We start from the raw sequence: 24,972 nt of genomic DNA, 5'->3' as shown, positions 1-24,972 counted from the left end.
TTTACTTTCTGTTACAATTAAGGAATTAACCTTATCACTTATAATGAAATTGAATTTATTGCATTTAATAAAATTAACACAAGATAAAATTGCTATTATTACTCGTCACTATGGCTCTTATTTGGAAGTTGATGTATCAGCCAGTAACCCGCACTCATCGCTATCACAACTGCAGCAATACCTATTAGGTACATAGGACCAAGCGAATCTATGTCTATTATGATTACCTTACGAGCTATCGCCATCAAAGCCGTAGCCATCACTATCTTTACATGAATTACATTTTCTCTTAAGTAAATTGTAATGTTTATAAAGATCTCAATGGCAATAAGCACGGCCATAAAGGCTCCAAATGTTGCCAACATATCCGATATCGTCAAAATGTATTTTGGCGGCGTTATCAGCTTTTGATATATAGTCCAGGCTACATCCAAAACCCCCATGACAATTACAAAAACCATTATAATAGACAGTATTCTTACCGACCAATGTATAACAACTTGAAGTTTCTTTGATAATTCATCATTGTTGTCGATTTTCATGTTCACCTCCAATGTAAATTTTTAGCCAACATGGATGAGACATTAACAGAACGTTATTTTATATCAATTGAACTGCAATCAAATAAACCACAGTTTTTTTGTGGATCAAAATCGTAGTTAAAATAATCAAATAGAAAGAATAAGGTAAGGTCCTATTTATTATCGATATAATATTAAAGACCTTTATTTATAAATGGGTAAATAAAGGTCTAAATTTAATTGTTTCGAATTATTAAATAATTTCCCAAACGACACGATTGATATCAACCGATGTACAACATGCACCAAGTTTGGGGCCACATTCTAAGAAATGTGCCGTTTGCTCATGCGCCTTAAGAGAGGCATCATCAGCCCAACATTCTTTGATGTAGAAGACAGGTTCTCCCTCTGCTTTCGCAGAGCGGTACTCCAGACATCCCTCTTCCTCACGACTCAGTCTACATAGCGTGCCCAGTACTTCTTTGACTTCTTCTACTTTGTCTTCTGTGGAACGCAGTGTCACCAACAGATTTACTTCATTTTTCATTTATACCTACCAACTTATTGTTTATAAAATATTTTGTTAATCTACTAATTACCACTCAACCGTCGAGCCATCAAACACGCGGAAACTGCCTGACTCTTCAAGGGTTAAGTTTTCAGCAACGTTAATGATGCCTGAAACACTCTCCTTCGCGGTAAAGGTTGCATCCTGACCTCCCATATCGGTCTGTACCCAACCTGGGTGAATCGCCAGGGTCTTAACTCCCTGTTCGCGAAGGTTCTGCGCTGCAGATACCAGTATCTGGTTCAGGGCAGCTTTAGAAGTGCGATAGCTGTACATATTACCTGAACCATTGTCTCCAATACTTGCCACTCGAGTGGATATACCCACAATCGTTTTAAGCTCGCTTGACGCAACATTGTCACGAAGCGCCTGAATCAACAGTGCCGGAGCAACGGTATTGATAGTCAAGACTTCCAGCCATTTGGCTTGCGTCATTTCACCTAGTGTGGCGCAATCAGCCCCTAAAACACCCGCATTCAAAATCAGATGATCAATGGCCTTTCCCGCTAAGTTCTTTGCCAATGCATCGATATCAGACTCTTTCGTTACATCCAGTGTTAGCAGTTCAATGTTACTTACATCCTTTGCTATTGCTCCTAGCTCATTAGCACTTTCTGGTGAGCGACAAGCCGCGAGGATATGCCACCCTTTTTGTGCATATTGACGAACAAACTCCAAGCCTAAACCGCGATTAGCACCGGTAATTAAAACTGTAGACATCTTATACTCCTAAATGAGAAACGAAATACCGGCAGATAATAATCCGGTCACGAAACAAATGTCGTAGGTCATGAAAATAAAGGCGAAGATTCGACATTATCAAATCTTCACAGCTTCAATAGAATACAAAAACGCCAGCACACAATTGTTGCTGGCGTTATGTAAAATCCAATAAGCTAAGAAAAAGGAACTCAGAACAAAAACTTGTACTTGGTCTTAAACTGATACACTTCACCTGGATTCAGTATCGGGTTTGGTTGTGGCCACTCAGGATGGTTTGGAGCGTCTGGTAAGAACTGTGTCTCAAATGCCATTCCTGAATAATCTTCATAAGTCCCTCCTACTCTTCGAGGAGTACCTTCATTCCAGTTGCCCGTATAAAACTGCATCGCAGGCTTATCTGTAAATACTTGCATGGATATAGAACCATCGGGGCTTTCAATCTCCGCAACAGGCTCTTTTATGTCTCGTAGAGGGCTAAAGATATATGAATGATCGTAGCCTTTAGCATTTACCTGATACTCATCGGCCAAAAAGTCCTGACTCACTACCTTCGAACTCATGAAATCAAAGTTCGTTCCTTTTACAGCCTCAAACTCTCCCAATGGAATGCCGCTTTCGTCGGTTGGTAAGAAATATCTGGCATTAATTCTAACCTTGTGATTTCGGCAATCACTCCCCTCTTCTGCATTTTCAAGGTTGAAATAGGCATGGTTGGTCAGGTTAACAGGGGTTGGCTTATCTGTAGTAGATGTATAACGAATACTCACTTCATTCTGATCTGTAAGGGTATAGGTAACCGTTACTTTTAGCTCACCCGGGAATCCCTGATCACCGTTAGCAGATATCAAAACAAATAGGATGCTATTGTCGGTTAGCTCAGCAACATCCCAGCGTCTTTTGTTAAAACCATCCGGGCCACCATGAAGGATATTTTCTCCCTGATTCAAGGGAGTCTGATAACTTTTTTCCCCAACACTAAATCTGCCACCAGCAATTCGGTTAGCGTATCTTCCCACAGTCGCGCCAAGATAAGTCGTATGCTCTTTAAAGTCTTGCATATTACCAACACCCAGAAGCACTTCTTTCTGAACACCGTTGAGCGGTAGCTTACAACTCAGCCAGGTTGCTCCAATATCCATTAAGGTTACAACCATTCCATTAGCATTCTTTAACTCAAAGAGTTGTGCTGGTTTGCCATCGTAAGCCGGGCCTTGCGTCATTGTTTGCATCAAGTCGACATTCATCTTGTTCCCTCATTTACTGCAACTGTTTACATGTCCGTTATAAAAAAATGCAGCAACCATCATCGGGATAATGGTTACTGCTTCCCAACAAAAAATCACTTGTTCGAGTGGTATAACCTGACATTTTTATTATCAGTTTCAGTGTACACTCACTTTTTATTTCGAAAATTATATTTTTGATCTCTTTTGACTTAAATCATGAAAAATGCAAAAAGGCAGTATTTACACTGTAAAAGATCTCACTCAGCTCACCTTTTTACCAATTAGTTATCTTATTTTTGCATTTAATTTCTCTTATTCCTCGATGCTAATCTCGTCAAAAACAGCGTTTACTGGACATAAAATGACTATTTAGTGTTCTAGATCACGCTTTAATCTTCTTTACGCTTTGTAAAACACAAAAACATGACGAACAACACAAACATATAAAAGAACTGTTTTTCATTTGGAAAAAATAGATCTATAGTATTTTCGAAATGAAAATTACATGACGTCATTTCTTCTAATTCACATTTTGAATGCGTCATGAAAGGAATTAGAGAGTTCGGCTTTATCGGGGGATATGAAAGCCGCTCTTTCTAAAAAAGTAACTAGAAATACCCTACAAACTAGGAAATAGATTATGAATAACGAACTGAACAAAAAGTTACTGTTTAGAATCGGTAACCTCTCTATCTTTATGATAGGTCTGGGTTTCGCGGTTCGCGCAAACATCGCTCCAGATCTACAAGCAGATATCTACGACAAGATAGACATCATGAGCTCTGCCTCTATGGTTGGTGAGGCACTTGGTGCAACCTTCACCGGTTTTGCCCTAACATTGCTATTCGGTAGTATGCTGGTTGACTGGATGGGCATGAAGCGCATGCTTCTTCTATCTGCATTTGGTTATATCGCTAGTACAGCTGGCCTACTTGCAGCAGCAATGATGCCAGTTACTGATATGTCGGTTGTTATCGTTTGGTGTAGTTTGCTACTTACCGGTTTAGGCTGGGGAGCGGTAGAAGCCGCCTCGAACCCGATGATCGCCGCATTGTTCCCGGAAGAAAAAGCTCATCGCCTGAATGTTCTTCACTCATGGTGGCCAGCGGGTATCGTTGTTGGTGGCCTGGCAGGCGTGCTATTCAGTGCTATTGGTTTGCCTTGGCAGCTTAACCTTATTCTACTATTCCTTCCTGCGCTTCTAATGGTGAAATGGTCGCTAGGTATTGAATTCCCTGTAACGGAGCGTGTTGCAAATGGCGTAAGCTACAAAGACATGGTACTTGAGTTAGTTCGTCGTCCTCTATTCTGGGTATTCTGGGCTTGTATGTTCTTGACTGCTGCATCAGAACTTGCACCAGGTCAGTGGGTAAACGTTGCTCTATCTAACATCGTAGGCATGAAGGGTATTCTTCTACTGGTTTACGTTAGTGGTCTGATGTTTGTACTGCGTAACTTTGCTGGTGTGGTATTTAAGCACATCTCATCTGTTGGCCTTATGGCGGTAAGTTGTGTATTCGCTGCGGCAGGTCTTTATGCACTAAGTATTGCTGACTCTCCACTACCAGCATTCCTTGCTGCAACTATCTGGGGTATCGGTGTATGTTACATGTGGCCAACTATGCAGGGTATCATCACTGAGCGTTTCCCTAACGGTGGTGCACTGGCTCTTGGTCTTCTGGGCTTCGCAGGTGGTCTGTCTATCCAGTTCGTACTTCCACAGATGGGTGCCATCTTCGATGAGGCTCGTGCAGAAGCGGCTGGCGGTGCAGATAAACTAGCGTCTCTTTCTCCAGAAATGATGGAAGAAGTAACTCGCATTGCATCGGTTGAATCGTTCCAGGCAATCTCGGTAGTACCACTGGTAATCCTGCCAATCTTCACGATTATCTGGATCTTCGACAAGATCAAAAAAAATAAAGCTGAATCATCTTCAGCAGTAAAAGAAAACGCATAATTTCGAAATCATCTACAAAGGCTGGTCAACTGACCAGCCTTTTCTTTATCTATTTTCCAAATACGCTAACAGGAGCTTCTATGCCGGGTTCACAGTCATTAGGTGAGTTCATTGTTGAAAAGAAAAAAGACTTTCCCCACGCAACCGGAGAGCTTTCATCTCTTTTGAGTTCTATCGCTCTCGCCGCAAAAGTGGTTAATCGCGAAATCAACCGTGCCGGACTACTAGATATTTTCGGAGATACCGGGGATGAAAATATTCAGGGAGAGAAGCAGCAAAAACTCGACCTCTATGCTAACGATGTATTTAAGAATGCACTTGAACGCAGAGATCAAGTCTGTGGCATCGCCAGTGAAGAGGAAGAGCAAGCAATTATCTTCAACGGTGAGCTAAACAAAAACGCTAAGTATGTCGTATTGCTGGATCCTCTGGATGGTTCTTCGAATATCGATGTGAATACCTCAGTTGGTACTATTTTCTCGATTTACAAACGTGTATCACCTGTGGGTACTCCACCTCAGCTCAGCGATTTTCTTCAGGTAGGCAGAAAGCAGGTTGCTGCTGGTTATATTATTTACGGGTCATCAACCGTACTTGTCTATACCACTGGAGCGGGGGTTAACGGCTTTACTTATGACCCCGTACTAGGGAGTTTTTTACTCTCTCATCCTGATATGAAAGTCCCCTCATCAGGCGCAACCTATTCGGTAAACGAAGGAAACTATCTTGCGTTTCCAGAAGGAGTAAAGAAGTACATTAAGTTTTGTCAGGAACAAAAGCCCGAAGAAAAACGCCCATACACTTCAAGATATATTGGTTCGTTGATCGCTGATATACACAGAAACCTGCTCAAAGGTGGGATCTACCTTTATCCAGCGACTAAGGAGTTAAAGCAAGGGAAACTGCGTCTGCTTTACGAATGCAACCCGATGGCATTTCTGGTGGAGCAAGCAGGAGGAACGGCAACCAATGGCTCAGTAGATATTCTGGATATTCAACCAGAAATGCTTCACCAAAGAACACCGTTTTATGCCGGATCCTACAAAATGATGGATCAGTTACGTGCTATGATTAATTAATTATCTAAACGCAAATCAGGAGGAAAAATGCGAATAATTTCAGCCATTTTCTTCCTGCCTCTATTGTTCAGCGGGAAAACCTTCTCAAGCGAACCGCTAAAAATCATTACCTATAACCTCCCTCCATACAGTATGAAGCAAGATAACAAGCAAGTTGGTTACGCCACAGAGCTTGTTACTTCTATGCTAAAAGAGTTAGGTACAAATTCGCCTATTGAGTCTTATCCTCTGAAGCGAGGCGTATTTATCGCTTCCAATAACTCTGACACTTTGATCTATCCGATATCACGTAACGATAATCTCGAAAGTAACTTTCATTGGATAGGAAAAATCGCAAGCCAAAGGATATCTTTCCTCAAAAAGGCATCCAGAAAGACAATTGAGCCTACTACTCTGGAAGAAGCTAAACAGTACGACATAGGTGTCGTGCGGGGTAGCTATGCAGAAAATGAACTAAAACGATTGGGATTTCCAAAGGTTCATGAGGTGACTGACGGCACTCAAAATATTCTGAAACTAGAGAATAACCGGATAGATTTGATTGCCACAGATGAACTGGTGTTTAACCATTATATCGACACATACAACCGTCAAACTTTAAATAATCTCGCACTTGAAGATTATCAGGCTCTACCAATGCCGGAAAGCCCACCCCATGACTTGTACATCGCGGTTAGCAAAAAGACTTCTTCTGAGCTTGTAGGAAAATTAAGAACGGCATATGAGATCGTTCAGGATTCAGGGAAGTTGTTGGAGGTTGCTCACTGGTGGACGTTCGGCTATGAAAAAAACATGGTTGATGTTTATCGTAATGCACTGAGTGACAAGGGGTATAAGTGGATTGATTACACTTTCGAAGGAGGTGCTGGCGGGAACATGACAGAAATCCTTCGCTCTCGTATCAGTCAATATCAATTCCCTCATGCCATACAAACCTATGGTGGACCCGCAGTGAGAGAATGGGCGGAAAAAGGGGTTCTTCTACCTTTGAATGAAGTCGCCACGAGTGAGAACTGGTCATCGTTACTTCCGGAAGTCATCAACAACAACGTTAAGCACAACGGTCAATATGTCGCGGTTCCGGTAAACCTGCAAAGGGTGAACTGGATGTGGCTCAATCCAAAGGTTTTTGAACAGTCTGGCGCAGACATACCCACTACATGGGAAGAGTTTTTTGTCGCTGCAGACGTCATTAAACAAGCAGGTTTTATTCCTGTATCCATCGGAGGATATAGCTGGCAGGAAGGTACTCTGTTCGAATCGATCTTGCTGAGTATTGGCGGCGCTGATTTCTATAAAAAAGCACTAATAGAGTTGGATGAAAAAGCGTTTCAATCCAGTACGATGACTGAAGTTTTGCATACGTTTCGTAAGGTTAGTCAGTACACGGATAATAGCAAGCAAAACCGGGATTGGTTACAGGCTGCAAACATGATTATCCAGGGAGATGCCGCTATTTACTTTATGGGAGACTGGGTGAATGGTGTCTACCTTTCTGAGAACATACCTTATGGCGAAAATGGATTTCTGTGTCGCCCTGTACCAAATACCGAGCACCTATTTCTGGTCAACTCAGATGCGTTTGCATTTCCCAAAACAGGCCATATGGACATAGAAGGTCAGATGCAACTCGCCAGCGTCATGATGAACAAAGAGGTGCAGAAAAAGTTCAGTTTGAACAAGGGGTCGATACCTGCCCGTCTGGATGTTTCAGAAACTGGCTTTAATCAATGTGCTAAAGAATCTATGGCGTTAGCAAAACAAGGGAAACTTGTTCCCTCGTTCAATTTTCATCAGACTCTGCCTGCTGAAATACACGAGCAGATCATCGATACTATCAGCCATTTCTTCAGAACAGACATACCAATAGCTGAGACACAAAATACTTTATATCGACATGCTAAAAACTACCACTTAAAGAAGGCTCAGAAACTTAACTGAATTGAAGCTTCCACTCACCTTCACTGCCAACAACTTCGACCTTCTCCATCGCAGAAACATAAGCATCCGCAGAAGGTAATTGATCAGCCTCAAACTGGCTGAGAATTCCAACTGTTTTTGAGCCTGAAGCCGTTCCCGCAAGCAAGCCTGATGGTGCGTCTTCGAACACAATACAATCTTTCGCATCCAGCCCTAGTTTACTGGCTCCAAGCAGATAAGGTTCAGGATCAGGTTTACCTCGTTTAACAGATTCCGGTGTGATCAAAACCGGTGGTTGTGGAATATTACCCGCTTTAACTCGGGCAGTAGCGACAGGCAAGGTTCCAGACGTAACAATCGCCCATGGGATATTAAGCTCAGAGAGCCTATCAAGAAATTCAATCGCACCTGGAAGTGCAATAACACCTTCAACATCCGTACTTTCTTGATTCTGAAGCCACAGGATCTCTTCCGCGACTTTTTCTTCTGTGCAACCATCAAGCAGCTCTTTGATCGTGTCTCCTGCTGGCCTGCCATGATACACCTTCGAAGCAACCGCAAAGTCGATGTCATTACGCTGACACCACATCATCCAGGAGCGGTCAACTGCAGCATTAGAATCTACCAGTGTCCCGTCCAGATCAAACAAAAGACCTTTAAACTGCATTTTTATACCTCAATCTGCATACCCGTGAAATGCAATAATAAACGAAAACAATAAAAAACCAACCGTTTCATTGTGAAAATTTTGAGAGTCTGGATAATCTGTTGTTCGATATTATCGAACGGGCTGATCAACCTACCAAAATCGTTCTCCGCTACTGGATTTGCCCGCCCAAAACCCTTTATAAAGAACGGTATGTACCTATAATTAATAAATTACACTTTAAATCCGCGTAACCAGATAAAGACATGATTAACGAAACCAAGAAAATACAATCAGTCGAAAGAACCTTTCTTATCCTGGAAGCACTAGCTGCCTGCGATAGCGCGGTACCTCTTCAACAACTGTCTCAAGAGCTAGGTATCAATAAAACCACATTACATGGCTTGCTCAATACGATGGCTGCAATGGGTTACATTAGCAATACGAACAATGGCTACCGACTGGGACTAAGGCTAGGTGAACTCTCTCGTTCTTTGGAGCGAACCTATGACGAACTCAGACAAAAGTACACACCATTGATTCGGGATATGGCAACAACAACAGGACATACTGCGTATCTTGCTGTGCCATGTGGCACTCGCGAGTACATCTACATTGAAGCCATTGAAGGTGATAACCCTCTGACCATCAGAAGTCCCAGAGGAAAACGAGAAGGGCTCACAACTTCAGCAATAGGAAAGTTATTTGTCGCGCTCGATGAAGAACAGGATTTAAGAAGAAGCCTGCGCAAAGCCGGAAAGCTTGACGCTACACTTGAACAGAAGTTGGATAAGATCGTACATCAGCGATTTTCTATCGATCACGGAGGGGCGCAGATCGGTCTAAGCTGTATGTCTATCCCTCTTTATCGGGATGGAAATTTAATTGCCGCAGCCGGAATGAGCGGTCCAACCCAGGAGCTCACTACTCCAAAACTATCGCATTACGCGTATATTTTTCAAAAACAAGCGATGGTAATTTAATTCGGCCAATCGATTTATATCCTATAAAAACCACGACTTTTTACTTTTCCTAATAATATCAATCAACCTACACAACCAACACCAGTTTGTAAGCACTCGCAAACCATTTATTCCTTTTATTACAATAACAAAAAATATGAAAATTATTAGTTATCAAGCCAACCTTATCTCATGGCTATATTTACCAATAATTGTTCTCTGCCTACATTTTATTCGACATTATCAAACAAACACTAATTTTTACTTGTTTTTGTTTATTTTTAAAATGAAAGATTATTTAATTGATATCGCTAACTCAATGGCATGAATTAAAATTAAATAAAAGGAACCCTACAATGAAACTGACTAAATACGTTACAGCGCTCGCTGCTTTAATTATTGGTGTATCAACTTTTTCAGCGACAGCAGCTTCTACGGATGCAACAAACAAAGTTTGGCAAGAGCACATCGACGCATGGGTAGCTCGCGATCTTGATGGAATTGGAGCGCACTATAATGATGACTCTCTAATGATCGTAAACAACTTTAAGTTCCAAGGGCCAGAGAAAATCCGTGCAGTATTTAATTACCTGTTCAAGAGATTTGACCACGGCTCTAACGCAATTGACCCAGCTATCGTAGACGACCGCACTATCTATATCACATGGAACTTTACCCCTTCTGAAGAAAACGCACCTATCTATGGTACAGACACCTTCTTTGTTGAAGATGGCATCATCAAGGTTCAGACCATCGCTTCTAAGCTATACAAAAAACCAACTCTTGTACTGCTTGGTGGTATTGAGCAAAAGTAAAACGCACTAAAAAACAACGTAACTTTAGAGATAAACAGCAGACTCTGAACGTCTGCTGTTTTAATTTATCTGGTTAAAACTCATAGGTAAGGGCAATCGTGTTGTAATTGCTACCACCCTTTATGCGGCCAAAACGGGAAGAAGTTTCGAAAATTGCCGAACGATGATGGAGAGAGTATCCAAGCCATAGATTGTTATAATCTGGTTTGTTAATCAAATCACCAATGTTGACATCCAGAGATACGTCCAGATAGTTCATCAGCTTACTAGATTCATAGCCATTCCCTGTGTTGTCTGTCTCCTCCAGGTATGTCACGTTATCGATATACGATACCCCTTCAGCCACACCAAAGCGCCATTTTGTTGGCCACAAGAAATCGTAATATGCCTTAACAGCGAACACACCTTCCGTACTTCGACTCTGCACTTCAGAAGAGTAATGATGAGCAATACCTGTTGTCAGGTAGATATCCAGATCAAAGCCAAGCAAACTATCTGCTACCGGATGACCGTAAAAAACGGACGACAACTGATTGTTATACGGATCTTTTTCGATATCCCAACGCAGCAAAATATCACCCATATTTGAAGACGTTCCCCATCCATGAGCGACTCTTATATAGGGCTTATTTGAGAGTTGTTTTGAAGGAGCACCTTTTTCATTAAACAATCCAATGCCAAAGTAGAACTCGCCCTGTACTCGATCGTCAACAGCCGGTGAACTGTACGCTTCACTATCCAGAAAAGTGATTCCAACACCGCCCAGCAGATAGAAGTTGGAGTAAACATGGTAACGTGCATCCAGACTCGCAGTCGCATCTACCCCACTACCGATGGTTTCACCGGTATACTCATGAAATGCATAATATTTAGAGTTAAAATCGTCGCTCTTAAACCTAAGGAGAAACTCAGGGGTGACATCCCACTTTCCGAAACTATATGTGCTTTTTAAACCAAGTTGAGAGTGAGCGAAAATATCCGAGTCCCACATAATACTGGCAGAGAGATCCCATTGTTTATCTAACGGGTAAACAGCCATAAGTCCGAAGTCACCACTATCGCCGCCTGCCTTATTCTGAATATTTTTCGGTATATCGACATAACGGGTCTCCACTTTAGCAAAAAACGTCACATCTTCGGCTTCTAGAAGGCGCACACCAAACTCGTCTCCGTCAGCATAGACATACTCACCTTCATAATAGAAAAGTGGAGAAAAGCTGGTCACAGTGGTATCACCTAATGCGCTACCGTATGGAATACTGGCCGAGCGAACAACACCGCCTAATCCCCAATCATTTGTTTTCGCAACACCAGTGCTGCTTAGCAAAATAACGGTGCTGGTTAACGCTAGGCGCGTTGCTTTTATTAACGAGTTACTCACGTGAATAAGCCTTCCTACCCCTATAGAAACCCAGAAATCATTTACCATGTGAATGTTACGAAAACAAACATAACATTCACATTATCAATTAGTTACACCATTAATATTCGTTTACAAATACTGTTCTGTATACGTGGAGCCTAACATAGAAAGCGAATATGATGGAGTTTTCCCATCATAAATAATTTAGGAGTTTGAAGTGCTTTCACTGGTTAATATCGACTCTTTTTGTACCGCTTATGAACACTGTAGTTTTAGTGGTGCTGCCAAGGAACTCGGCAAAGACAGAACAACCATTCGAGAACACATTTCAACTCTAGAGGATATCTATGATGTGAAATTGTTTGATGTCGTGGGCAAGCGTCTGCAACCCACAGCAGCCGCTAACCTCATTTACGACCGAGCACAGCTAACCAGAATGAGTGCCAAGCAACTGGACGCGTCGCTTCTGGAGTTTCATTCCAGTGATATCTCTGAACTGACTATCTATCACGATACTCTGATCCCGCTAGCGTTGATCATCCAGCTCAACAAAAGGATTAACGAGAGTTTTCCATACATCAAAGTTAACTGGCTGCACCGAAACACAGATGAGGCGCTTGAGCAGCTCGTTAAAGGAGGCGATTGTCTCTCACTGACTCAACGCCACTCCAGCCTGCTTAAAAATGAACCCGTTGGATTTGTCACTTTGGGTGGTGAAAGAATGTCGGCTTATGCGCGTAAAGACAGTCCGCTTGTTCATAACAAAGACATCACGATTAATGACCTTCAGAGCCACAAACAGTATGTGACCGAAAATCAGTACAATTGGAACCCGGAGTATTTCTGCGTTTCAGCAGATAACCATATCATCAGCAATACCGATGTACTTGTAGAGCTATTAAAAGTCGACGGTTGGGCCATTCTGGTTAACGAAGTCGCAAGGCCCTATGTTGAAAACGGTCAACTTGTCGAAATTCATCTGGATGAAGTGGTACAGCAACCTGTGTGCGATATCAGCATGTACTACCCTCCGCACCTTGAAAACAACCCGGTATTTACCGCTGTTAAAGAAGAAGCATCCGAATACGCACAAGCCAGATTTGTTTAGGGGGAATGGCTAAAGCTCAACCTGCTAACTTCCAAAAATATGATGAAATCAGGTCTGATAGGTTGATCTGGCTTATTTTTGCTCCTGCGCACCTTAGAATGATTACTCAGCAACGTAATCCGTTGTTGAGTTTGCGAAAGCTGTAGTTATAGCAAGAACTAAAACAACCCTCGCGCACACTCGCCAAAAAACCTTTGTTCCAATGAGAAACTTACAAGCTAGAGATATTTAATTTACCTCTAACGCCAATATCTTGAATATTGTTCCCAGAAATTAATGTGAAAAACACTCTATCCCGTTCGACCATACATGTTTTCAAAATTAGGGATATGTTTTTCCCATATCGGTACATCTTCTCCAACAATGGATTTGAGCGTATCAATGAATAGTTTGGTTTTAATGGGGGCATCTCGATGAGGGTACACAGAATAAAAAGTACCAAAGTCGTCTAAATGAAGCTGTGTCATTATTGGGATAAGTTTGCCTTCCAAGATTTCGTGTTCAATCATCTGCGCTGTTACTACAGCTAGTGTATTGCCCGCAACCGCACTTTTCGTGACCATTTCAACATCATTTACTTTGTATGCAACCTTCAGCTGAAAGTACTTGCTCTCTTTGTTGCCATCTAAGTACCTGAATTTATCGATCAAAAGTCCCGGAGCTGCATAAACTGTGGCAGGTAATGATTCCAGTTTTTCAACCGTTTCGACCTCTCCGTGCTTTTGAATAAACTCAGGGGATGCGACAATCAATAACCTGTTACGAGCTATTTTTCTGGTAATCAAACTAGAGTTTTTGGGTTTGCCTATACGAAAGCCTATATCAAACCCTTCTCTCACCATATCCACAACTCGGTCTTCTAGACGTAATTCAATATCAACATCGGGATATTGTTGCTGAAATACCAGCACCGCTTGTTGAACATATTGACGCCCAAATAAGGTTGAACTGGTTACCCGCAATACACCTTTAGGAACAGCATGGTAATTCTGTGCGAGTCGATGAGTGTCGCTTAACAAAGCCCTTAATGATTTAGCTTGGTTCACCATTTCATTTCCAGCAGCGGTTAAAGATAGTGAGCGGGTAGTTCGGTTTAATAAGCGAACACCAAGCTCATCCTCTAATCGACTTATATGTTTCGATACAACCGATCGATCGACATTTCTTTGTTCGGAGACATTAGTAAATGAACCAAGTTCAACAACCTCAAGAAGAAGCAATAATCGACTTGAAAAATCCATACCTACCCTTTTGTTGCATTGAAAGCACCAATAATGTGCCAATTTTATTATTTTTCTTCACCTATAACAAACTTATAGTGACTACATGTTGAGGGCTAAGTTGAAAAAGCCCATTTAATCAAGTGAGGAAAAGCTCTATGAACAAACTATCTATTACCCAGAAAAATGGCATTGCGACAGTCGCTATTGATAATCCACCAGTGAATATTCTTACGATTGATCTGATTAATGAGATCAACAAGTTTGTTATCTCGCTGAAAGGTGACCGCGATACAAAAGTGGTGGTATTCAAATCACTTCACGAGCAGTTCTTTTTAGCTCACTTAGATCTTAATGTGATCAACGGAACTCAGGGTGGTCAAGCTGCATCTATCGAGTTTAATCATATGATTGCCAATATCAAATCAATGAAGCAGGTATCTGTGGCAGTGGTTGACGGTGTTGCACGTGGAGGTGGTAATGAATTTGTAATGGCCTGCGATTTGGCTTACGGCACAGAAAACGCTGCATTTGCTCAGCCAGAAATTCATGTCAACATTCCAACAGGTGGCCAAGGTGCGGTGCATTTTGCGAGAAGAATGGGCAAAAACAAAGCATTACAAGCGCTGCTTGTTGGTAATGACTTTACAGCTCAGCAAGCAGAAAAGCTGAACATTATTACTCAATATGTACCTAAAGCGGAAATGGATGTCTACCTAGCTCAAGCTCTTGGTGTGATTAGTCAGTTAGAAATTAGAGATATCGTGATGTACAAAGAGATCATCGAGACATCAATTAAAGATGAAAACGCAGGTGCAGAACTGGAGTTACGCTACTTCCTAGAACGTGCAAAAGAAGACAAGACTCAAGCAATCATATCAGCTTTTCTTAAGCATGGTGGACAAACCGAGCGTGAGGCAAAAGATATTCAAGGTATCTTTATAGACGCAGCTGGTGAGCTTGCAAAATAATAGTGAAGCTTAATTAATCGAAGGTAGCCTCAAGGAAATATCAAGGCTGCCTTTTTGTTCAAAATCAGATAGTCATAGACGACTAAGTCAAAAGAATCACTCGTCTTATCTATCCGATTTATAACCAGTACATTGCCAAATATCAGTATTTGGCATGAGGTGATAAATGAGATACGAAGGTAATATTTATCGTCCGCCACCAGAAGCTGATGCGTACATATTGCAATGCACTGTTGGCTGTTCTTATAACAAATGTACCTATTGTTCGATGTACAAGGATGTGCGTTATCGAGTTCGAACTATCGAAGAACTTAGAGAAGACATACAGGTAGCAAAAAAGACATTTGGTTCTAGAGTTGAAAAAGTGTTCTTAAGCGATGGAGATGCGATTTCACTGTCCACAAATATGCTGCTAGAAATTTTGTCCGAGCTTTACTCTGCTTTTCCAAAGCTAAGTCATGTAAGTACTTATGCAGGCCCTCAAAGTACACTGAGTAAAACACGGAAAGAACTAAGGCAGTTAAGGAAAGCAGGACTGACCATGGCCTATCTGGGTGTAGAATCAGGTTCTGATGAAGTGCTAGAAGCAGCACGTAAAGGGGTAACTGCCGAAGAAATGCTTGAAGCGGGTGGCAATATTGTTAAGTCCGGAATCAAATTAGTAGCAATGGTAATGGTTGGGCTGGGTGGTAGTGGTGAACTATCAAAGATTCATGCTAAAAAAACCGCCTGTTTAATCAACCAAATGAAACCCTATCTATTAGGAACACTAACAACTGTGCCAATAGAAGGTACTGTATTGCATAGACAAGTTGTTAAAGGTGACTTTAAGTTGCTCGACCCTTATGAAGTACTAGAAGAAATGAAGATTCTGCTAGAGCATATTGAGCTGGAAGACTTATATGTAGATGGTACCCATGCATCCAATTTACTATCGATAAAAGGAACGCTCAAAGAGAACAAATCAGAAATGCTTGCTTCTATTAGCAAATACCTGCTAAGCAAGGATGAAGATTTAATAGGGAAGGCTTATATGGGGCGATTTTAAGCACCTGATTAGAACCATTATAGTCTTTATGATGACTTTTCTTTTATAAATTATCTCCGGGATTCGAGAGAACTGTTTGAATTGATATTGAAGGAATATGAACAAACTTTTGCTTTTGCAAAAACTGGAACAAAAAAAGCTCAAGGGGTTAGCTGTGCTTGAATATAGGGTAAAGCCAATAACTCCCATACAACAAACAGCCCCGATATCACTACCGGGGCTGTTCTTTTTAATAACAGTATCTAAGCGTTATACCTGTGACTGAATCGGCTTATTCTCGTTCCAACGGTCTTCGTTGGAATGCATACCTGACTTAAAACACTTGTGGACAAAAATCATTTAGGCACTTCGGACGATATCTACCCGTGAATTAACTTTTGGTAGCCCAAAAACCAGAACGGCACCACTTTTCAGGATGCCGAATCTGCAAGAAAATGGACAGAAATTGTCACTCTCTATTCTCGTTACTAAAATTACTCTATGCAAAAATTTATATTAAACATGCAGTTTCTTGCTTATTCCTCACGGCTTTTCCTTTCTAACAAGGTGCTGAGTTACGACAGTGTTGTGTGATTCTCTTCAGCAAATTAGATTGAAGTGATATGTGAAACGCATATAATGTGTATACGTTTCATATATAATGTGTGTTTATGGGTATTGTAAAAATTTCAGAGAGTCTTCACGAGGAGATTCGAAAAGCTAGTGGTGCCATGAATCGTTCTATCAACTCTCAAGCAGAGTTTTGGATAAAGGTTGGAATGATGGCAGAGTTGCATCCGAACTTTACATATAACCAGTTAGTTTCAGAGTTAATGTCATCAGCTTCAGTATCGGCAGAAAATATCAAAAACAATGAGGTGGCTACTAATGAATAGCCTAGTATCCATCAAAAGTCGTGAAGAAATCGAGCTAATGAGAGAATCTGGAAAGTTGTTAGCAAAGGTATTTACAGCTTTGGACTCATACATGAAGCCGGGTCTATCCACGATGGATATCAACGACTTTGTTGAAAAATATATCGTTAATGAACTCAAAGCTCGACCAGCAAGCAAGGGGCAGTATGACTATGAGTTTGTATTAAACTCATCAATCAATGAGGTTGTATGCCACGGTGTCCCGAAAAGAACCCAGTTTTTAAAAGCCTCAGATATCATTAACCTAGATATAACACTGGAAAAGAACGGATTCATTGCAGACTCAAGCAAGATGTATGTGATGCCTGATGCATCGCCTATCGCGAAGAGGCTTGTGAAAGTGACATATGAAGCCATGTGGGAAGGTATTAAACAAGTAAAATCAGGAGCTAAACTAGGTGATATTGGTTATGCAATTCAACGTTATGCCGAATCACATGGATACAGTATTGTAAAAGAATACTGTGGGCATGGTATTGGTCGGGAGATGCATGAAGAGCCACAGGTTCTTCATTATGGTAAACAAAATTCTGGCCTTACTCTAAAAGAAGGTATGACATTCACTATAGAACCGATGGTCAATCAAGGCTCTGCAAAAGTGAAAACCAAGAAAGATGGTTGGACTGTCGTAACGAGAGACAAGAAGTTATCTGCCCAATCAGAACATACCGTTTTAGTTACAAGTTCTGGTTATGAAGTTTTGACTCTTCGTGATGAAGAAATCTAATTGATAGTTAAATCTGGTCAGTTCTGTGATCTTGCATAATGATGCAGATGAGAATTACGGTCTAGAGTCCTCTTTTTTGCACACTTTTGGGAGTTCCCGTGCAGCGCCGTTCTGGTGTCTGCCATAACTTCACGTATTGCAAACTCCGCAACGTAACTCGTTGCTGAGTAATCGCACTAAGGCGGAATGGGGCAAAGACGAGCTGTAAAACTACAGCCCATCAATTAAGTAGTTTGAAAAATGACCGATACCCCATGGTTTTCTACTCTTTTCTTCGAAGTCATTCATAACGTTTTCAAGCAGAGTATCGCATAGGCCTGAAAGAAATCGTGAAGGGTGGATAAGCTCCAGACTACCGTCTTGCTCATATCTATTCCAGAAAATGTAGTGGGCATTTTCTAGTTCCTTCGGGCAAGCAGGTAAACCTCTTGCGGCATATTGCTGATGTAACAACCCATTTCTCATGCCGTACAATAAGTTCACGTGAGTGAAATGGTCTAGTGTTTTTCTATGGTGTTTTCTCGCTCCATTATCTGGCCATAGTTCAGCTATATCATCTTTTGTTGGAGCTAAATCTAAATAAATTACTCCATCTTGATTCGCTCGCCAATCATCGATTACATTAGCCATGCGTTGTTTTAGTTCGGGTAAGCCTGGCGATATTTCCAAAAAGCGATGTAGATGCATTGGGCAAACTTTCTCAGCTTCACTCCAATCACCATGCTCTATGATCACACGAGTAAAACGGTCACGTGTATCGACGTTGCTCCCATAGCGTGTAGCTCCAAGTGCATCGATAAAGGAAGAGTACAGAACAGCCTGCATTATCGGAAGGTTATCTGGATGTGCTTGAATCGCGTGGATATCGGTTAGTCGTGTTTTCAGAAAGTCACGCACCTCCGCAATACGATCTTGAACAGTCACTTCAATAGCTACCTCTTGAATACACATGAATGTTATACGTATATAATTGCATACTTAGAGCGTTAGATAAAAACAAGTTAAAGAAGAACGCTTGGTGATCACATGTTGTGAATATCAACCCTAACGCCGAGTGGGGCAATTCCGAGCTATGAAGCGCCAACTGTCCCGAGTCTAGAACAGAGTGGGACAATTTGTCCCATCAGCAAACTCGTGGACATTTATGAGTTACGAAGGACTAGATATGAAAGCTAGGAGTAGAAGTCCATTTACTGAAAATTGCACATCGTTTACGTTAATTTACATTACATCGTCTAATATATGCGCCAACTATTTATGTGGCTCAACATATTAGTTTGTTGAGACTAAAACTACACTTAAGCTTCATACTTACTACTGGGTTTTTATTGATGATTACCACAAACAATCAAGTATTCGCTCTTTCGTCTATCGCCTTGCTGTTGGCTGGTTGCTCTCCATCCTCCGACCCAACAGTAACTGGAACCAATAGTGATTACAAAGGTTCAGCTAGCATTACCCAAGGTCTTGCAAAAACAGTAGAAACAAATCTTTTTGAGTGCGCGAATGGTCGAAGCCGTGTAGCAGGCATCGGTGAAATTGCCGACGCTGATGGAAAAGTATGGACAGTCCCTGCTCAAAACCATTTCACAACTGCGCCAAAAGCAGTCGATCTTTATGAACAGTGCGCCAGCATCACACCTGAAAGCATAGCTGATGTGGATGAAGCTTCTGTGCCTGTAGCTGTTATTGATTCAGATGGTGAAGAGATCACGGGTTACATCTTTGCTGACAACTATTTCGAGCTATATATTAATGGTCAGCTCGTTGCAGTAGACACTGTGCCTTTCACACCGTTTAACTCTAGTATCGTAAAGTTCAAAGTAAATAAGCCATACACGATTGCTGTAAAAGTAATTGATTGGGAAGAAAACTTAGGTTTAGGTACAGAAGATAACCGTGGTAAGGCATTCCACCCGGGCGATGGTGGCTTTATCGCTAGCTTTAGTGACGGTACTGTGACAGGTTCCGACTGGCAAGCACAGACATTTTATACTGCACCAATCTATGATTTAAGTTGCCTGAGTGAAGTTGATGGTAAGCGATTATCGGAAAACTGTACAACACAAGGTACAGATAACGGTGAAAATGCTTATGCAGCTCACTGGGAAACTCCAAGTAACTGGATGGCAAAAGATTTTGACGCAGTTTCATGGCCGCAAGCGACTGAATACTCAGAAGATGAAATTGGTGTGAATAACAAGAAATCTTACATGAATTTTATTGAGAAATTCAGTGGTGCTGGAGCGAGCTTCATTTGGTCAACAAACGTTGTTTTGGATAATGAAGTTCTACTTAGGTACGAAGTAAAATAGCGTTACCCTCTCACGAAACCTATAACTCCCATACAACAAACAGCTCCGATATCACTATCGGGGCTGTTCTTTTTAATAACAGTATCTAAGCGTTATACCTGTGACTGAATCGGCTTCAGTGGCATGGTTTCTGTTTGTGGTTCGATAAGCTTGCGAACCGCCATGATAAATCCACCCGTCATCATTAGGTTAAGCGCTAGCGCAAGCATTGCGATAGTGATGATAGGGCCACCCATGCCATAGCCAAGGCTAATCATTATGACACCAGCGCCAACTTCACCGCGCGGACACATTGCCAGGGAAAGTGCTAAACGCTCTTTGATTGATGCCTCTTTGCGATAGCAGAAAAGAGGGAACATCTTAGCTACGTTAGCAATGATGGTAATGGCAAGTACGTGTTTAATGATTTCACGTGTACCAATCGGGTCCATTGCAGCGGTGACACTTTCCGTATCCAGTATCGGTGTTACTTCACCGAAGATTAAAGGTAGCGAAAGGCCAACCAGCACCATAAATGAAGCGGCAATCGTCGTTGATACCTTTTCATCCTTCTTCGACTCATGTTGGGATTTCATTAAGCAACCCAGTACAAATGCTGGAAGCAATACTTCGAAATGTACACCTGATTTCAGATAGAAAAGCTCACAGACAAAAGTTATCAGTAACGAGTAAGCAATAATCATGGTTGCACTTGATGGAATTTCCCAGCGGTGAAGGTATTTATAACCTGCGGCCAACATAACGATCATCAGTAGCAGCGCAACACCCATCATAGGATTCCAGCCCATAACCAGAATCGTTAGAGGGATCATCAGCAGTACTGTGTCCAGATCATCAAAAATGGCCAGAACACGTGCTTTTGCGAATACCCAGGTTGCCCCTAGTCCCGCAGCCGCCAGCATTGCGAATAACACACCTGCTGAAGTCGGCGCAGCAAATCGACCTATGATGAACAGCTCTTTCCATACATCACCATCAGCCCACATTGATGGAGGGAAAAGCACAAAGACAAAATAAAGAACAACACCTATCCATGGAAAGGTAGCTGTCGTCATTGCGACCACATAGTCCCACCCATACTTTTTAAGATTGCTTTTATCAATCTCAAACTCTCGTCCAACGTTAATCATAATGTAGCTCAGCGCAACCATAGTGAGCACAAGAATCACTGGCTGAACAGATGCGTAACCCTCAAAAACCGTCGGTAAAAACTGGGATAGAACTAGCCCAACCAGCAGCAATATTGAGTAAGTAATAACTTTGTACATGAACCTCTCCGAAACAAAAAACTGCAAAAATCAGCCACTGAAAGCGATATAAATTCAGTGGCTGTGCAGAAAATTCGGTACTTGCTAGCTAGAACAGCTAGCGAAAACACCAAGACCTGCAAATATACTTAGGAAGAATCGTGCGAATACCTTATTCGCTTTTTTTTCATCTCCACCCATATCTCACCTCCATACCTATACAAACTTAATCTTTGTCAGCTCTTTCAGACCAGACATCACCAGAGTTGGTAGCGAAGAGACCAAAACAATGCCAAACATATGAGCCATGCTTAACGCTTCGGTACCGAAGATTAACTGTCCAACGCCTGAATAAATCACACCCAGAGACAACACCGATGAAAGCGCTACTGCTCCTAACAAATACTTGTTAGTGAATGGGTTCTTGCGGAAAATCGAGCTAAATGTTCTTGAGTCAAACAAGTGCCATAGCTGAGCGAAGATCAGCATCGAGAATGCCATTGTCTGTGCATAAGCAGCACTCTGACCGGCTTCGAGTGCCCAGCTAAATGCCATGTAACTCATTCCACCCAATGCCAAACCACGAAGAATGATTCGAGTGCCCAAGTGGTCACCAAAGAAACTCTCATTACGCTTACGAGGCTTACGCTCCATCAGATCTTTCTCTTCCGGCTCAACACCTAACGCAAGTGCTGGCAGACCATCAGAAACAAGGTTTATCCATAGAATCATCAACGGTGTCAGTGGCAGTATTGCTTCTGGCCCCATCACCATAAAGGCAATCAGAATCACAGAAACTTCACCTACGTTTGCCGTCAATGCCTGACGAATAAACTTACGCAAGTTATCGAAGATCTGACGTCCCTGACGAACTGCTTTTACGATGGTGCTGAAGTTATCGTCCAGCAGAATCAAGTCACCAGAATCCTTCGCCACTGATGTACCGGTAATGCCCATGGCAACACCGATATCGGCACGACGCAGTGCTGGAGCATCGTTTACTCCGTCACCTGTCATTGCGGCGACTTCGTTATTAAACTGCTGAGCTTTCACAATTCTCAGCTTGTGCTCTGGAGTGACACGGGCGAATACCGCGACTTTCGGACAAATTTCCTGGAGCTTGTCATCGCTCATTTCATCCAGTTCTTTACCCGTTACAACAAGATCTTCTTCGCCACGAATGATTCCGATCTGCTTAGCAATGGCCGCTGCGGTTAATGCATGGTCACCCGTAATCATTACGGTACGCACACCTGCGTCATAACAGCTATTTACAGCATCTTTTACTTCCGGACGTGGTGGATCCATGATCCCGAACAGACCAAGTACGGTGACATCTTTCTCAAGCTCTGAGTGGTCTTTTTCCAGATCCGCTTCAGACAGCTCACGAAAACCAACAGCCAGAGTACGCAGTGCATCGTGTGCAAACTCCTGAATCGCAGCTTCGTACATTGTTACCAGCTCTTCAGCCGGGTTTGGTGCAAGCGCCAGGTTTCCATCTGTTGCCATGGTATCGAGCGCAACTACCTCACCATCGCTCATAAAGCCTGAGGCATGACTCAGAATCACATCTGGTGCACCTTTGATAGCCAGGAAGTGCTTACCGTCATCTGTCTGAACAATAACCGAAGCCATCTTGCGCTCAGAGTCGAATGGGAACTTCTCTTTGATAGTGAAAGCACCGCTGTCCAACATACTCTTCTGCTCCAGACCAGCCTTAGCTGCTGCAACAATCAATGCACCTTCCGTTGGGTTACCACGCACTTTTGAGTTGCTGCCATCTTGAATGTACTCAGCATCATTACAAAGCGTTGCAACTGTTAAACCACGCAGCATTTCAGGGCTGTTCTTCACATCCGTATTATGCGCAACAGGTTTAAACTCACCTTTTGGATCAAAACCGATACCACTCACATTCCAGTAACGACCATTAGCATCGTAAGCCTTCATCACCTGCATCTGATTCTGAGTCAGTGTGCCGGTTTTATCTGAACAGATAACCGTTGTTGAACCCAGTGTCTCAATGGCGGACAGCTGCTTAGCAAGTGCGTTGCTCTTAACCATACGGGTTGAACCCATGGTCAAAACAATTGAAATAACCGTAGGCAGGCCTTCAGGAATCGCGGCTACCGACAGAGAAATACCTGTGTTCAGAATCTCAAGCCAAGGCATTCCCTGATACAAACCAAATGCACAGATAACAGCAACAACACCCAGCGCTGCAAACATCAGCGTCTTCGCGATGGTGTCCATGCGCACCTGCATCGGAGTCTTGGTCTCTTCAGTGTTCGCCATCATATCTGCGATATGACCGACTTCTGTTTTCATGCCTATAGCAGTAACCACACCCAGGCCTGTGCCAGATGTCACCATAGTGGTCATAAAGCCCATATTGATCTGATCACCCAGACCAATGTTTCCATCTTCAAGCTCTGACGATGTCTTGTTTACCGGCTCTGATTCACCCGTTAATGCGGCTTCATCTATAGATAGACGATTGGCTTCGAGAATACGTACATCCGCAGCCAGAATATCGCCTGTATTGATTTTTAGGATGTCTCCCGGAACCAGCTCTTTTGCCGGAACAGAGACCCATTCACCATCACGCTTAACCTGCGCGACAGGTGCTGCCATTTCTCGCAGCGCTTCCATTCCTTTCTGGGCTTTAAACTCTTGCCAGAATGCGATTATTGCGTTGATAAAAATGATAACTGTGATTGCAACAGCATCCACTAAGTGCCCTGTGAAGAATGAAACCACAGCACCGATACCAAGAATAAAAATCAGCGGATTTTTAAACTGATGCAAAAATAGCTCTAGAGCAGTTTTTTTATTTTGCTCTTCCAGCTCGTTGTTACCATATTGATTTTGACGATGTTTTACTTCCTCAGCAGATAAACCTTGCTCGATAGTTGTACCCATCATTTCCAAGGTATTATCTACCTGCTCGGAAAACCACTTTTTTGCCATTGTCTTCTCCAAATAAATATATACATGACCTTTTTTAAAAGTATTTAATAAACTAGAGGCAATAGGAAACGTATACTTTAATTAATAAAGCACTTATTCAGATAGCATATAGTTATATCGATTAATTTAATTAACCGATGAGTAGAATTCTATATCGTAAAGAAAAAAGGTGAAAACCACATATGAGGGGGATTTCCCCTCGTTTATATTTTTGTGTCTGTTTATAGGGGCGTTTAACAATAGAAGAGGTATAAAAAAAGCAGCTAAAACTAGCTGCTTTTTATCGAGTTACTAAAACTAGCCATTAGTATCAGCTAGTTAGTCATTGCCTTCCAAGCCTACAAGTAGCATGGTGTCTGCTGTGCTGACACCAGTATAAAATGTTACACCTGCCAATAGTGCAAATATTGCATATTTGGCTGCTATTATGGACATTCCAATCATATTGATAACTTTATTCATAATTTCACCACTAAGTTTAAATATTTCATTACCGTTTTCGTTTTTATTATAATGATTATTCAATGAGCAATTGTAAATTTAATGTCAATAGTTTAAGTTTTGACCGTTACGAACAAATATTATTTATTAATTTAAACATCACTCTTCATTAATATATTAATAGTAAACCGTTCTATTATATAAAACTGTATTAGGTTACACCCCAGCTAT

General features: G+C 41.9%; 22 protein-coding genes. 11 read left to right on the top strand and 11 right to left on the bottom strand.

Annotated features, from left to right (window positions below; translation table 11 throughout):
* Positions 1-98: 98 nt before the first annotated feature.
* From SNR28_RS00540 to galM, 4 genes are all read right to left on the bottom strand, one after another.
* Positions 99-542 carry a phosphate-starvation-inducible PsiE family protein gene (locus tag SNR28_RS00540; RefSeq protein ID WP_375749069.1) on the bottom strand — a complete coding sequence of 148 codons (444 nt, stop codon included), beginning with the start codon at positions 540-542 and terminating at the stop codon, positions 99-101.
* Positions 543-774: 232 nt separating this feature from the next.
* Positions 775-1,068, bottom strand: a complete 294-nt coding sequence (locus SNR28_RS00535; RefSeq protein ID WP_375749068.1) for a putative quinol monooxygenase — start codon at positions 1,066-1,068, stop codon at positions 775-777.
* A gap of 48 nt (positions 1,069-1,116) precedes the next feature.
* Positions 1,117-1,809, bottom strand: coding sequence for an SDR family oxidoreductase (locus SNR28_RS00530; protein ID WP_375749067.1), 693 nt, complete (start codon positions 1,807-1,809; stop codon positions 1,117-1,119).
* Between the two features lie 191 nt (positions 1,810-2,000).
* Positions 2,001-3,056, bottom strand: coding sequence for a galactose-1-epimerase (galM, locus tag SNR28_RS00525; protein WP_375749066.1), 1,056 nt, complete (start codon positions 3,054-3,056; stop codon positions 2,001-2,003).
* Positions 3,057-3,678: 622 nt separating this feature from the next.
* Here galM and SNR28_RS00520 point away from each other — a divergent pair.
* The 3 genes from SNR28_RS00520 to SNR28_RS00510 all read left to right on the top strand — a co-directional run bounded on the left by SNR28_RS00520 (position 3,679) and on the right by SNR28_RS00510 (position 8,015).
* Positions 3,679-4,995, top strand: coding sequence for a sugar MFS transporter (locus SNR28_RS00520; protein ID WP_375749065.1), 1,317 nt, complete (start codon positions 3,679-3,681; stop codon positions 4,993-4,995).
* Positions 4,996-5,075: 80 nt separating this feature from the next.
* The gene (gene fbp / locus SNR28_RS00515; protein ID WP_375749064.1) at positions 5,076-6,074 is read left to right on the top strand and encodes a class 1 fructose-bisphosphatase; all 999 of its coding nucleotides are present in this window, start codon (positions 5,076-5,078) and stop codon (positions 6,072-6,074) included.
* Positions 6,075-6,101: 27 nt separating this feature from the next.
* Positions 6,102-8,015, top strand: a complete 1,914-nt coding sequence (locus SNR28_RS00510; RefSeq protein WP_375749063.1) for an extracellular solute-binding protein — start codon at positions 6,102-6,104, stop codon at positions 8,013-8,015.
* Here the strand turns inward: SNR28_RS00510 and SNR28_RS00505 are convergent.
* Positions 8,008-8,661 carry an HAD-IA family hydrolase gene (locus SNR28_RS00505; protein ID WP_375749062.1) on the bottom strand — a complete coding sequence of 218 codons (654 nt, stop codon included), beginning with the start codon at positions 8,659-8,661 and terminating at the stop codon, positions 8,008-8,010. The two genes, SNR28_RS00510 and SNR28_RS00505, sit on opposite strands and share 8 nt — an antisense overlap.
* Before the next feature lie 245 nt (positions 8,662-8,906).
* On the opposite strand from SNR28_RS00505, the gene SNR28_RS00500 reads away from it, so the two are divergent.
* Both SNR28_RS00500 and SNR28_RS00495 read left to right on the top strand, forming a co-directional pair.
* A complete protein-coding gene (locus tag SNR28_RS00500) occupies positions 8,907-9,623 on the top strand; it encodes an IclR family transcriptional regulator (protein ID WP_375749061.1) in 717 nt (238 codons plus the stop codon).
* Positions 9,624-9,958: 335 nt separating this feature from the next.
* Positions 9,959-10,417 carry a nuclear transport factor 2 family protein gene (locus SNR28_RS00495; RefSeq protein ID WP_375749060.1) on the top strand — a complete coding sequence of 153 codons (459 nt, stop codon included), beginning with the start codon at positions 9,959-9,961 and terminating at the stop codon, positions 10,415-10,417.
* A 73-nt stretch (positions 10,418-10,490) separates the two neighbouring features.
* Here the strand turns inward: SNR28_RS00495 and SNR28_RS00490 are convergent, their stop codons facing one another.
* Positions 10,491-11,846, bottom strand: coding sequence for a MipA/OmpV family protein (locus SNR28_RS00490; RefSeq protein WP_375749059.1), 1,356 nt, complete (start codon positions 11,844-11,846; stop codon positions 10,491-10,493).
* 151 nt (positions 11,847-11,997) lie between these two features.
* On the opposite strand from SNR28_RS00490, the gene SNR28_RS00485 reads away from it, so the two are divergent.
* A complete protein-coding gene (locus tag SNR28_RS00485; RefSeq protein WP_375749058.1) occupies positions 11,998-12,888 on the top strand; it encodes a LysR family transcriptional regulator in 891 nt (296 codons plus the stop codon).
* Between the two features lie 290 nt (positions 12,889-13,178).
* Here SNR28_RS00485 and SNR28_RS00480 read toward each other — a convergent pair whose 3' ends face one another.
* Complete coding sequence (locus tag SNR28_RS00480; protein ID WP_375749057.1) at positions 13,179-14,129, bottom strand: LysR family transcriptional regulator; 951 nt, start codon at positions 14,127-14,129, stop codon at positions 13,179-13,181.
* A gap of 137 nt (positions 14,130-14,266) precedes the next feature.
* Between SNR28_RS00480 and SNR28_RS00475 the strand changes: the two genes are divergently transcribed.
* The 4 genes from SNR28_RS00475 to map all read left to right on the top strand — a co-directional run bounded on the left by SNR28_RS00475 (position 14,267) and on the right by map (position 17,768).
* Positions 14,267-15,079 (top strand): enoyl-CoA hydratase/isomerase family protein, encoded by an 813-nt coding sequence (locus SNR28_RS00475; protein WP_375749056.1) that lies wholly within the window; start codon positions 14,267-14,269, stop codon positions 15,077-15,079.
* A 166-nt stretch (positions 15,080-15,245) separates the two neighbouring features.
* On the top strand, positions 15,246-16,127 hold the full coding sequence (locus SNR28_RS00470) for a radical SAM protein (RefSeq protein ID WP_375749055.1): 882 nt from the start codon (positions 15,246-15,248) through the stop codon (positions 16,125-16,127).
* Positions 16,128-16,777: 650 nt separating this feature from the next.
* A complete protein-coding gene (locus tag SNR28_RS00465) occupies positions 16,778-17,002 on the top strand; it encodes a ParD-like family protein (protein WP_375749054.1) in 225 nt (74 codons plus the stop codon).
* On the top strand, positions 16,995-17,768 hold the full coding sequence (map, locus tag SNR28_RS00460) for a type I methionyl aminopeptidase (protein WP_375749053.1): 774 nt from the start codon (positions 16,995-16,997) through the stop codon (positions 17,766-17,768). The genes SNR28_RS00465 and map overlap by 8 nt, the downstream gene beginning before the upstream one ends.
* A gap of 210 nt (positions 17,769-17,978) precedes the next feature.
* Here the strand turns inward: map and SNR28_RS00455 are convergent, their stop codons facing one another.
* Entirely contained in the window at positions 17,979-18,692 is a 714-nt protein-coding gene (locus SNR28_RS00455) for a hypothetical protein (RefSeq protein WP_375749052.1), read from the bottom strand.
* Positions 18,693-19,099: 407 nt separating this feature from the next.
* On the opposite strand from SNR28_RS00455, the gene SNR28_RS00450 reads away from it, so the two are divergent.
* Positions 19,100-20,083: a hypothetical protein gene (locus tag SNR28_RS00450; protein WP_375749051.1), complete on the top strand. Its 984-nt coding sequence runs from the start codon at positions 19,100-19,102 to the stop codon at positions 20,081-20,083.
* Positions 20,084-20,175: 92 nt separating this feature from the next.
* Here SNR28_RS00450 and SNR28_RS00445 read toward each other — a convergent pair whose 3' ends face one another.
* From SNR28_RS00445 to SNR28_RS00435, 3 genes are all read right to left on the bottom strand, one after another.
* On the bottom strand, positions 20,176-21,351 hold the full coding sequence (locus tag SNR28_RS00445) for a sodium:proton antiporter (RefSeq protein WP_375749050.1): 1,176 nt from the start codon (positions 21,349-21,351) through the stop codon (positions 20,176-20,178).
* Positions 21,352-21,546: 195 nt separating this feature from the next.
* A complete protein-coding gene (locus SNR28_RS00440; RefSeq protein ID WP_375749049.1) occupies positions 21,547-24,300 on the bottom strand; it encodes a cation-translocating P-type ATPase in 2,754 nt (917 codons plus the stop codon).
* Between the two features lie 318 nt (positions 24,301-24,618).
* Positions 24,619-24,762 carry a hypothetical protein gene (locus SNR28_RS00435; RefSeq protein WP_375749048.1) on the bottom strand — a complete coding sequence of 48 codons (144 nt, stop codon included), beginning with the start codon at positions 24,760-24,762 and terminating at the stop codon, positions 24,619-24,621.
* Between the last annotated feature and the right edge of the window lie 210 nt (positions 24,763-24,972).

The organism is Vibrio iocasae (assembly GCF_042245395.1).
Classification (GTDB): Bacteria; Pseudomonadota; Gammaproteobacteria; order Enterobacterales; family Vibrionaceae; genus Vibrio; species Vibrio iocasae.
Note: the sequence above shows the minus strand (reverse complement) of the source record. Positions and strands in the feature narration are given on the sequence as shown.

Coding starts and splice junctions, on each gene's coding strand:
- SNR28_RS00540 (WP_375749069.1), bottom strand. CDS start 542: ATGAAAATCGACAACAATGATGAATTATCAAAGAAACTTCAAGTTGTT.
- SNR28_RS00535 (WP_375749068.1), bottom strand. CDS start 1,068: ATGAAAAATGAAGTAAATCTGTTGGTGACACTGCGTTCCACAGAAGAC.
- SNR28_RS00530 (WP_375749067.1), bottom strand. CDS start 1,809: ATGTCTACAGTTTTAATTACCGGTGCTAATCGCGGTTTAGGCTTGGAG.
- galM (WP_375749066.1), bottom strand. CDS start 3,056: ATGAATGTCGACTTGATGCAAACAATGACGCAAGGCCCGGCTTACGAT.
- SNR28_RS00520 (WP_375749065.1), top strand. CDS start 3,679: ATGAATAACGAACTGAACAAAAAGTTACTGTTTAGAATCGGTAACCTC.
- fbp (WP_375749064.1), top strand. CDS start 5,076: ATGCCGGGTTCACAGTCATTAGGTGAGTTCATTGTTGAAAAGAAAAAA.
- SNR28_RS00510 (WP_375749063.1), top strand. CDS start 6,102: ATGCGAATAATTTCAGCCATTTTCTTCCTGCCTCTATTGTTCAGCGGG.
- SNR28_RS00505 (WP_375749062.1), bottom strand. CDS start 8,661: ATGCAGTTTAAAGGTCTTTTGTTTGATCTGGACGGGACACTGGTAGAT.
- SNR28_RS00500 (WP_375749061.1), top strand. CDS start 8,907: ATGATTAACGAAACCAAGAAAATACAATCAGTCGAAAGAACCTTTCTT.
- SNR28_RS00495 (WP_375749060.1), top strand. CDS start 9,959: ATGAAACTGACTAAATACGTTACAGCGCTCGCTGCTTTAATTATTGGT.
- SNR28_RS00490 (WP_375749059.1), bottom strand. CDS start 11,846: ATGGTAAATGATTTCTGGGTTTCTATAGGGGTAGGAAGGCTTATTCAC.
- SNR28_RS00480 (WP_375749057.1), bottom strand. CDS start 14,129: ATGGATTTTTCAAGTCGATTATTGCTTCTTCTTGAGGTTGTTGAACTT.
- SNR28_RS00475 (WP_375749056.1), top strand. CDS start 14,267: ATGAACAAACTATCTATTACCCAGAAAAATGGCATTGCGACAGTCGCT.
- SNR28_RS00470 (WP_375749055.1), top strand. CDS start 15,246: ATGAGATACGAAGGTAATATTTATCGTCCGCCACCAGAAGCTGATGCG.
- SNR28_RS00465 (WP_375749054.1), top strand. CDS start 16,778: ATGGGTATTGTAAAAATTTCAGAGAGTCTTCACGAGGAGATTCGAAAA.
- map (WP_375749053.1), top strand. CDS start 16,995: ATGAATAGCCTAGTATCCATCAAAAGTCGTGAAGAAATCGAGCTAATG.
- SNR28_RS00450 (WP_375749051.1), top strand. CDS start 19,100: ATGATTACCACAAACAATCAAGTATTCGCTCTTTCGTCTATCGCCTTG.
- SNR28_RS00445 (WP_375749050.1), bottom strand. CDS start 21,351: ATGTACAAAGTTATTACTTACTCAATATTGCTGCTGGTTGGGCTAGTT.
- SNR28_RS00440 (WP_375749049.1), bottom strand. CDS start 24,300: ATGGCAAAAAAGTGGTTTTCCGAGCAGGTAGATAATACCTTGGAAATG.
- SNR28_RS00435 (WP_375749048.1), bottom strand. CDS start 24,762: ATGAATAAAGTTATCAATATGATTGGAATGTCCATAATAGCAGCCAAA.